Annotated in this window: 5 protein-coding genes and 2 pseudogenes; 2 read left to right on the forward strand and 5 right to left on the reverse strand. The window is 49.6% G+C overall.

Going from position 1 to position 6,982, the window contains the following annotated elements:
• Positions 1-250 (reverse strand): annotated as a pseudogene (locus tag APA10_RS15250) (hypothetical protein); the annotation flags it as partial.
• A gap of 366 nt (positions 251-616) precedes the next feature.
• Positions 617-2,569 (reverse strand): primary-amine oxidase, encoded by a 1,953-nt coding sequence (locus tag APA10_RS09130; protein WP_035366593.1) that lies wholly within the window; start codon positions 2,567-2,569, stop codon positions 617-619.
• Between the two features lie 167 nt (positions 2,570-2,736).
• Between APA10_RS09130 and APA10_RS09135 the strand changes: the two genes are divergently transcribed.
• Positions 2,737-3,798, forward strand: a complete 1,062-nt coding sequence (locus APA10_RS09135) for an AraC family transcriptional regulator (RefSeq protein ID WP_003631034.1) — start codon at positions 2,737-2,739, stop codon at positions 3,796-3,798.
• 8 nt (positions 3,799-3,806) lie between these two features.
• On the opposite strand, the gene APA10_RS09140 is transcribed toward APA10_RS09135, so the two are convergent.
• Together APA10_RS09140 and APA10_RS09145 are read right to left on the reverse strand one after the other, a co-directional pair.
• Positions 3,807-4,139: a DUF6525 family protein gene (locus APA10_RS09140; protein WP_003631033.1), complete on the reverse strand. Its 333-nt coding sequence runs from the start codon at positions 4,137-4,139 to the stop codon at positions 3,807-3,809.
• Positions 4,132-5,364 (reverse strand): GTP-binding protein, encoded by a 1,233-nt coding sequence (locus tag APA10_RS09145; RefSeq protein WP_003631032.1) that lies wholly within the window; start codon positions 5,362-5,364, stop codon positions 4,132-4,134. The genes APA10_RS09140 and APA10_RS09145 overlap by 8 nt, the downstream gene beginning before the upstream one ends.
• A 415-nt stretch (positions 5,365-5,779) precedes the next feature.
• On the opposite strand from APA10_RS09145, the pseudogene APA10_RS09150 reads away from it, so the two are divergent.
• Positions 5,780-6,341, forward strand: a pseudogene (locus tag APA10_RS09150) (transposase); the annotation flags it as partial.
• Between the two features lie 256 nt (positions 6,342-6,597).
• On the opposite strand, the gene APA10_RS09155 reads toward APA10_RS09150, so the two are convergent.
• A partial coding sequence (locus tag APA10_RS09155; RefSeq protein WP_035367543.1) for an outer membrane beta-barrel protein occupies positions 6,598-6,982 on the reverse strand: 385 nt, incomplete at its 5' end.

Genomic DNA, 6,982 nt, shown 5'->3' on the forward strand with positions numbered 1-6,982 from the left:
CCATTCTGGCACATTGCGATGCCGTGCGGGGAGGACGGCAACCACCCCATCTCAGAGCATTCTTTTTTCGGATCATGCCACTGTAAAAAAGAATAACACCCGGCAGCAACATAAGCGTTACCAAAACGGTTGAAACCAATATCCATGCACTATCTCCGCCAGACAATGCTGATGCCGCATCAGCAGCCTGCGCGGAGGCAAATGGCACAAGCCCACAAAGCAGGACAGACAGAAGAAAAATGTAAGGCATAAAGATCAATGCTCCCATTCCTGTATCAGGGCGACGTAACGATGGTTACATTTGGCTCATATGATGGTGCATGTGCTCTTGAGGGGTAAAATACATGAAAGCCATGTGCGACAGCCCTGCCAAGCCAATGCACACCAACACGGTAAAAACGGCCTTGCGCCAGAAAACTGGCAGTTGCATACGCCGCAAGCTATGGCCGCATGTGTTCTGTTCCGTTGCATGACACGACTGGCTGAAAAAACGCCGTGCAAATTTTGCCGGCAAGAAGCACCCCAGTAACGCAAGCAAGCAACAAATCATGATGCGTCTCTCCCCAGCCTGCCGCGCAGGTCAATGCGTGGCAGGCCGATGTATTGCGTAGTATTTTTATTTGGCGCTTTCGCAACAGCCTGCTTTTGCCAAACAGCTTGCTGTGTTCTTGGCCGGTGCAAGATCAATGCCCGGATTTACGTTAAAGAAACCGGTCGGCATCATCATAAAACCACAGGTTACAACAGGCTGAACGGGAAAGTCCTCCGTGCGTACAATGTGGTTGATGCCAAAGGTATGCCACACAACAAGGTTGGTATTCACCAATGGCCGGTTCTTCAGCACAAAGGAAGACAAACCATCCGTTCCGTCTGAGCGGTTAGCAAATTCCCCTGTGGGGAAGCGTTGCTCCGGGTCACGCGCGGTCACCCACAAATGGTTCTGGTTATAGTTTGCCCGCTTACCAGATGGAGAGTCCGGGTGGACCATGGGGGTAACCGGGTGTGTCGGCAGAATTTTGTAAGCTGTCGGCTTGCCAACAGAATTTTGTTTATTGGGGTTAATCACTTTCCAGAAACGGTGCGTATCCTGATTAGCCTTACGGCAGGCCTCCAGCTCGGATTTCAGAACCGTTTCTTCTGCATAAAACGCATTACCGTATGGATTTGTGGGGCCTTGTGGTTCTGCATATGTATTAACTTCGGTTACACTGTTTCCGGGGCCATCCAAGGCCATATCCATACGGGCACAGAAAATGTGCTGGTGGATCTGGCCTGCAACACCGGGTGAGACCTCATTGGCATATTTTCCGGGCTGTCCCGGTTCACAACCATTGGTATTGATAATACCGGTAGCCTTGGCCTCGAATTCGATGTTCCCGTCGGTAAAGAGATACCAGTTAAAGGAATAATCGTAATTGGCCACTGTTGCCACGCAAGAAATAACCAATTTACGCCCACGGCGGCTTTCGCAATGGTTGGTACGGAAATCAGTATGTTTCCATAGCAAACCATTGTCTTCTTCATGAATGCAGATGGCATTCTTAATGGTCATCACCTCACCGGACATGGTGTTCATGTGCCCATCAAGATATTCGATCACCCCCAGACAATCGCAGCCCAGTTCGAGCGAATTGGCAAGCTTGCCCACACCATATTCACCAATATCAAAAACATGCTTTTTGAAATGGGAATTATCTGGTGAACCATAAGGCACCACCATTTCCACAATAGAAGCACGGTTTATAAGGGGGCGGCCGTTATAGCTTATGTCATGCAAGGTTAGGGCTTCACGCGCATTGAAGCCAATACGAACTTTCCACAAATCCCATTCTAGTTCATGACCTTTGAGAGAAAATGAAACCCCTTCCGGCTGAACAATGTTCAACGGCTTAAAAGGTTGGCGTGGTTCTTTGATAAACTGCGCCTCGTAATTGATACAGGTAGACGGAATGGGAACAGGATTGCGGTCTTCAATCCGCAGCACCTCACCGGTGCGTAGGTCTGCCAGTACGTTCAACCCTTCTACGGGGTGAGCATAGAAATTGTCATCAGGGAAAGCTCTTACCCACACAAACGCATTGCAGAGCAACCGATCTTCCGTGCCGGGAAAATCAGCAAATAGACCGGGAGACCAAGGGTCCACACAAACCAAAGACATATCCGTAATGCCGCGTTTGTGGCAGGCATCAATAAAACCCGGATCAGCTTTAACCAGATCTTCAAAAGCATCAAATTGCTCTAATTGAAGCATGGGCTGTGCATCGGGAAACGCCCGGACATCAACAATTTTACCGGCAGTAAGAGAGACTGTAACCCTTGTTACCCCCGGTTTGTTATTGAAAAATACATTAACATGCGCCAGACGCGGCAAGCTTTCACCGGGTGCAAGAGCGCGCAATATTTCCGGATCCGGCTCCATAATCATCATGGTTTCAAAAAGCGCATGCTCGCCAAATCGTGCATCTGATTTTACAATACGAACGACAGCGCGAATTTCATCAGGGTTCAACGGGTCGAGTGGGTAACTGAAAGTCTCATTGGATGATGACTGGCAGGATGAATGGCCCATTATGATCACAAATCCCTGTTCTGGTTCTATTACAGTTATGTCCCTCGGGCAGATTGCCGGCGGGAAACCGGGCAAACTTCCCCTCCGTTGCAAAAATTGAAGGGCAGCATGTCTTTCCGGCGATGGAATGACTGTAAGGATGAACGTATCGATGTGGTAATGACATAATGCGCCATTCCAGTGGCATTTTGCGCCAAGACCCACGCAAGGAAATTGCCATGCCTCCGTTGACGAAATATTTTGAAATTGCATCTAGCCCAGTGCCTGTCATGCGCACGTCTATTCTGATGCTTATTATCAATGCCCTGCGTGATGCAGGCATAGACCCGCGAGAGTTGCTGGCACGGAACGGCATTGATCCGGATATTGCAAAAGAGTCATACAGCGTTGTTGAAATGGAACGCTATCTCAACCTGTTTGAGGAAGCCTCGGCCCTGGAGGGCAATAAAACACTTGGCTTTGAACTTGGCCTTACCTGCACCCCCGGCCAGATTGGACCACTTGGATTGCTTTTTCAGGCGCTTCCAACATTACGCAAAGCAGTGCTGGCGTTTGGGAACTACCTTTTTGCTGTACAGAGCCATTCTTCTCTAACCCTGAAATCGGACAATGATATTGCAGAGATAATATACAGCCTTGATGTGCCACAGCACTGGCCATGCCAGCAGGATGTGGAATTAACCCTTGCCCTGCTCATCAACCTCATCCGTGAACGGCTTGGGTCCCAATGGCGTCCTATACAGGTTGATTTCATGCATGCACCGGGCAAAAAAGCCGCCATGATCCGCAGACGTATTGGCTGCCCTATTTTCTATCGCCAGCCCCATAACCGCATTCTATTTGATGAACAGGATCTTGATGACCGACGCACAATGACAGACCCAGATCTGATCCGGATACTAGAACGCCATGTTTGTGATCTGATTGGGGAGGAATATGCTGCCCAGCCTTTCATCTCTACAGTTATGCTGGCAATCCGGCGTTGTATTCTGGCTGGCAATCCTTCTCTGGCATCTGTTGCGCGTGCGCTTTACACCAGCCCACGCACATTGCAGCGCCTGCTCGCGCGTGAGAATACAACTTTTCGCAGTATGCTTGATGCCTCCCGCAAAGAACTGGCCAATATTTTTGAACAGCGTGATGGGCTGAACCGAGATACATTGGCGTACCGTATCGGGTATAGCGATGGAAGCAGCCTATCACGCAGCCGAAAGAGATGGAAAAAGTAACTCTAAAGCTACCTCAAAACTGTGGCGCACGCTGCATCATGAGGCAAATCCATACCGTAGACATCATTATACCGTGAAGAAAATGCCTCACGTTCCAATCTCTCGCAATAATCAAGATATCTTATTAAAGCGCGTTCGGCACGCATTGTGCGGCCATAAAGACGTTTGTAATGCTGCCAGAGCATCATCACATTAACTGACCACGCATCATAGGCATGTGCTGCCACCCTTTCCCGGATAGTGGCAGGAAGTGCATCAAATGCTGCCCAGTCATCACCTGCATATCTTCTCCACATCTCATGCCGTAATGTCCGCTCATTATCGGCCATAACCTTACGCATCCGCCATTTCTCCTTGCCCCCAAACCGGGAATGGGTCAGGCAGATGGGCGAACAGCAATGGATTGAACTGCTGCTCATCAAACTCCGGCACAAGGCAGGCATCCAGAGCTGCGCCAATAGCGGCATCATCCATCTCTGCCGTGCCAATAAACACAATTTCCTGCCGACGATCCCCATAAACAGGGTTCCATTTCGACAGGATCATATCCTGCCACTCATCACTATCTGGCCACTGATTTTTGGGAATAGTTACCCACCAGCGGCCCATAGCTTGCGTGCGCACCAGTGCACCCGCCTGCCCAAGTTCACCCACCCATTGTGGGCGCGTTGCCAGCCAGAAATGCCCCTTCGCCCGGATTACGCCCGGCCACATAGAATCTATGAAGGCTTTGAACCGTTCCGGCACCAGTGGGCGGCGGGCACGCCAGACAAAAGTGTGAATGCCATATTCCTCTGTCTCGGGAACATGCTGCTTAAATTCGAATAATTCTTTGTACCATAGCGGATGTTTATGGGCCCGATCATAATCGAACCGGTGTGTATCCAAAATGCGCGCGCAAGGCACAATACCCTGATCCGTTTCGATAATGTCCGCATCGGCATTAAGGGCCTGAACAACCTGCCGCGCAGCCTCACGCTGCGCAGGCGTTGCGGTGGAAACCTTGTTCAGAACCACAACATCCGCGAACTCGATCTGCTCCACCAGCAGATCGACCAATGCCCTATCGTCGCCCTCACCTGCTGTTTCGCCCCGGTCACGCAGAAAATCTGTTGAGGCATAATCTTTCAACAGATTAACGGCATCCACCACCGTCACCATCGTATCCAGCCGCGCAATATCAGACAAACTCTCGCCTGCTTCGTCACGAAATTCGAATGTCGCCGCAACCGGAAGAGGTTCCGCAATCCCGGTCGATTCAATTAGCAGGTAATCGAAGCGTCCTTGTTCTGCGAGCCGCCGGACTTCCTGCAACAGATCATCACGCAACGTACAGCAGATGCAGCCATTGCTCATCTCCACAAGTGTTTCATTTGTGCGGGAGAGATCGCTGCCGTCACGCACCAGATCCGCATCAATATTTACGTCGCTCATGTCATTGACGATCACCGCGACTTTCCGGCCTTCGCGGTTATTAAGCACATGGTTAAGGAGCGTTGTTTTTCCTGCCCCCAGAAAGCCGGAAAGGACTGTTACCGGAAGTCTTTCTTGCATGACGGACACCATTCATTCGGTTACGATCCGCCAAATCTATATGTTGTGTTATAATATAACAATACCTGAGGAAATGGAAAGGTTCTACAAAACCTCTTAGTTTTGAGAGTATGCCTATTTTTCCTAGGGAGGATTTTGTGCAACACAAAAAGCCCCGCAACCGATTGGTTGAGCGGGGCTTTGGGATTGATTTGGTTGCGGGGCAGGATTGCTTCTCAAGTTGCAGAAATCACAAGTTGAGAACAAAGCAGGATTAATGGATTGTTTTAATGAACTTTTTTTGCCTGTGCCTGACGCTAACTGTAATCAATAAGCTTCTCCCCTTCTTGAAAGACTACGGATGCGCTTCATCCGGAAAACCGAAAAACAGGACAGCCACGCACTACCCCGGAAAGAAGATGCCCCTCAGATTCTTAAAGACTGGTAGGATAAACTGGCAAAGCTGTCGCACAAGGACAGGCATGCGCGATGGACACTGAAAGTTCACCAAAGCGGAGCGGCAGGATGACGGAACGATCTCGTTGACGGATATCGCCATTCCATTCTTTGGCTACAAATCCCATATTTCCATTGATTGGAAGTTCCGGTTGATCTGGAAATGGAAAGCAACAGATACAGCAGCCAGCGATGGCGTACGGTTGAGAGAAGGACTGCTCGACCGCAGTAATACAGCATTGGATGTCTGGGCAGACACGGCCTATTGCTCAAAAGCCAATAAAGCCTTCATGGAAAAACTGGGTTTTGTCTCCAAGGCTCATAGGGAAAAGCTGCATCTCAAGCCGATGCCCCGTCATATCCAGAGATCAAATGCCGGAAAATTTGTCCTCCGATCCCGCGTTGAACACGTCTTTGCTAATCAGAAATCACAAATGGGGCTGTCCATACGCACTGTTAGTATTGATCGGGCGACTATGAAGATCGGGCTTGCCTACATCGTCTATAATATGCGGCGCCTTCTCTTCATGAAACGTATATGCGCGCCAGCATAGCAACTCAGAAGGTAGCAAACTCCTTGAGAAGTAAAAACATGGTGAAAACTATCTACACAAATCTGTAACCATTACGCCCTTAGCCTCAAATTAGCAGCACAAGACATCATTTAACGGTTCTTCGATCCCTCCAGATGTGTCCATTCGCTGTAAGCGAATACTGACGAAACGGATGTCATTACTGCTGTTGGAACTGTATTCTCTTTCTCAAAGATTTTTTATAATTTCAGTTATCAATGTTTGGAAAGAGGACACTTTAGAAAGACCAGGTTGCATCACAACTGAACCAGAGCATGTTATTTGTGCCGTTATTGACGGTTGGGTTCTGCACGGTTCCGGCCTGGTTGAACGGGTGCGTGCCGTTAAGGGATTTATCCAGCCGGATTTCAGGCCGGATGGTAAAACCACCCAGAGACAGCCTTTTGTTCACGAACTCCGGACGGTAGGAGACACCCACCGTCAGTTCCCCATAGGTGGTCGGCAACGCGTTGTAATAGGGGAATGGCTGGTTGCTGAGTGCCTGCGTGAGCGAGTTGAAGCTGGAATATTCCGTAATGACCCCACCCGTGTTGTCACGGAAGATTTCGCCACGTGCATTGAATGTCAGCCAGGGGTGGATGTCGTAGGAAAAGTAGGTTGTG

Source organism: Acetobacter pasteurianus subsp. pasteurianus LMG 1262 = NBRC 106471 (assembly GCF_000285275.1).
Taxonomy (GTDB): Bacteria; Pseudomonadota; Alphaproteobacteria; order Acetobacterales; family Acetobacteraceae; genus Acetobacter; species Acetobacter pasteurianus.

What these genes read in the sequence shown, in the direction of transcription:
- APA10_RS09145 (WP_003631032.1), bottom strand. Translation starts at nt 5,364, where the DNA reads ATGGTGTCCGTCATGCAAGAAAGACTTCCGGTAACAGTCCTTTCCGGC.
- APA10_RS09130 (WP_035366593.1), bottom strand. Translation starts at nt 2,569, where the DNA reads ATGGGCCATTCATCCTGCCAGTCATCATCCAATGAGACTTTCAGTTAC.
- APA10_RS09140 (WP_003631033.1), bottom strand. Translation starts at nt 4,139, where the DNA reads ATGCGTAAGGTTATGGCCGATAATGAGCGGACATTACGGCATGAGATG.
- APA10_RS09135 (WP_003631034.1), top strand. Translation starts at nt 2,737, where the DNA reads ATGCGCCATTCCAGTGGCATTTTGCGCCAAGACCCACGCAAGGAAATT.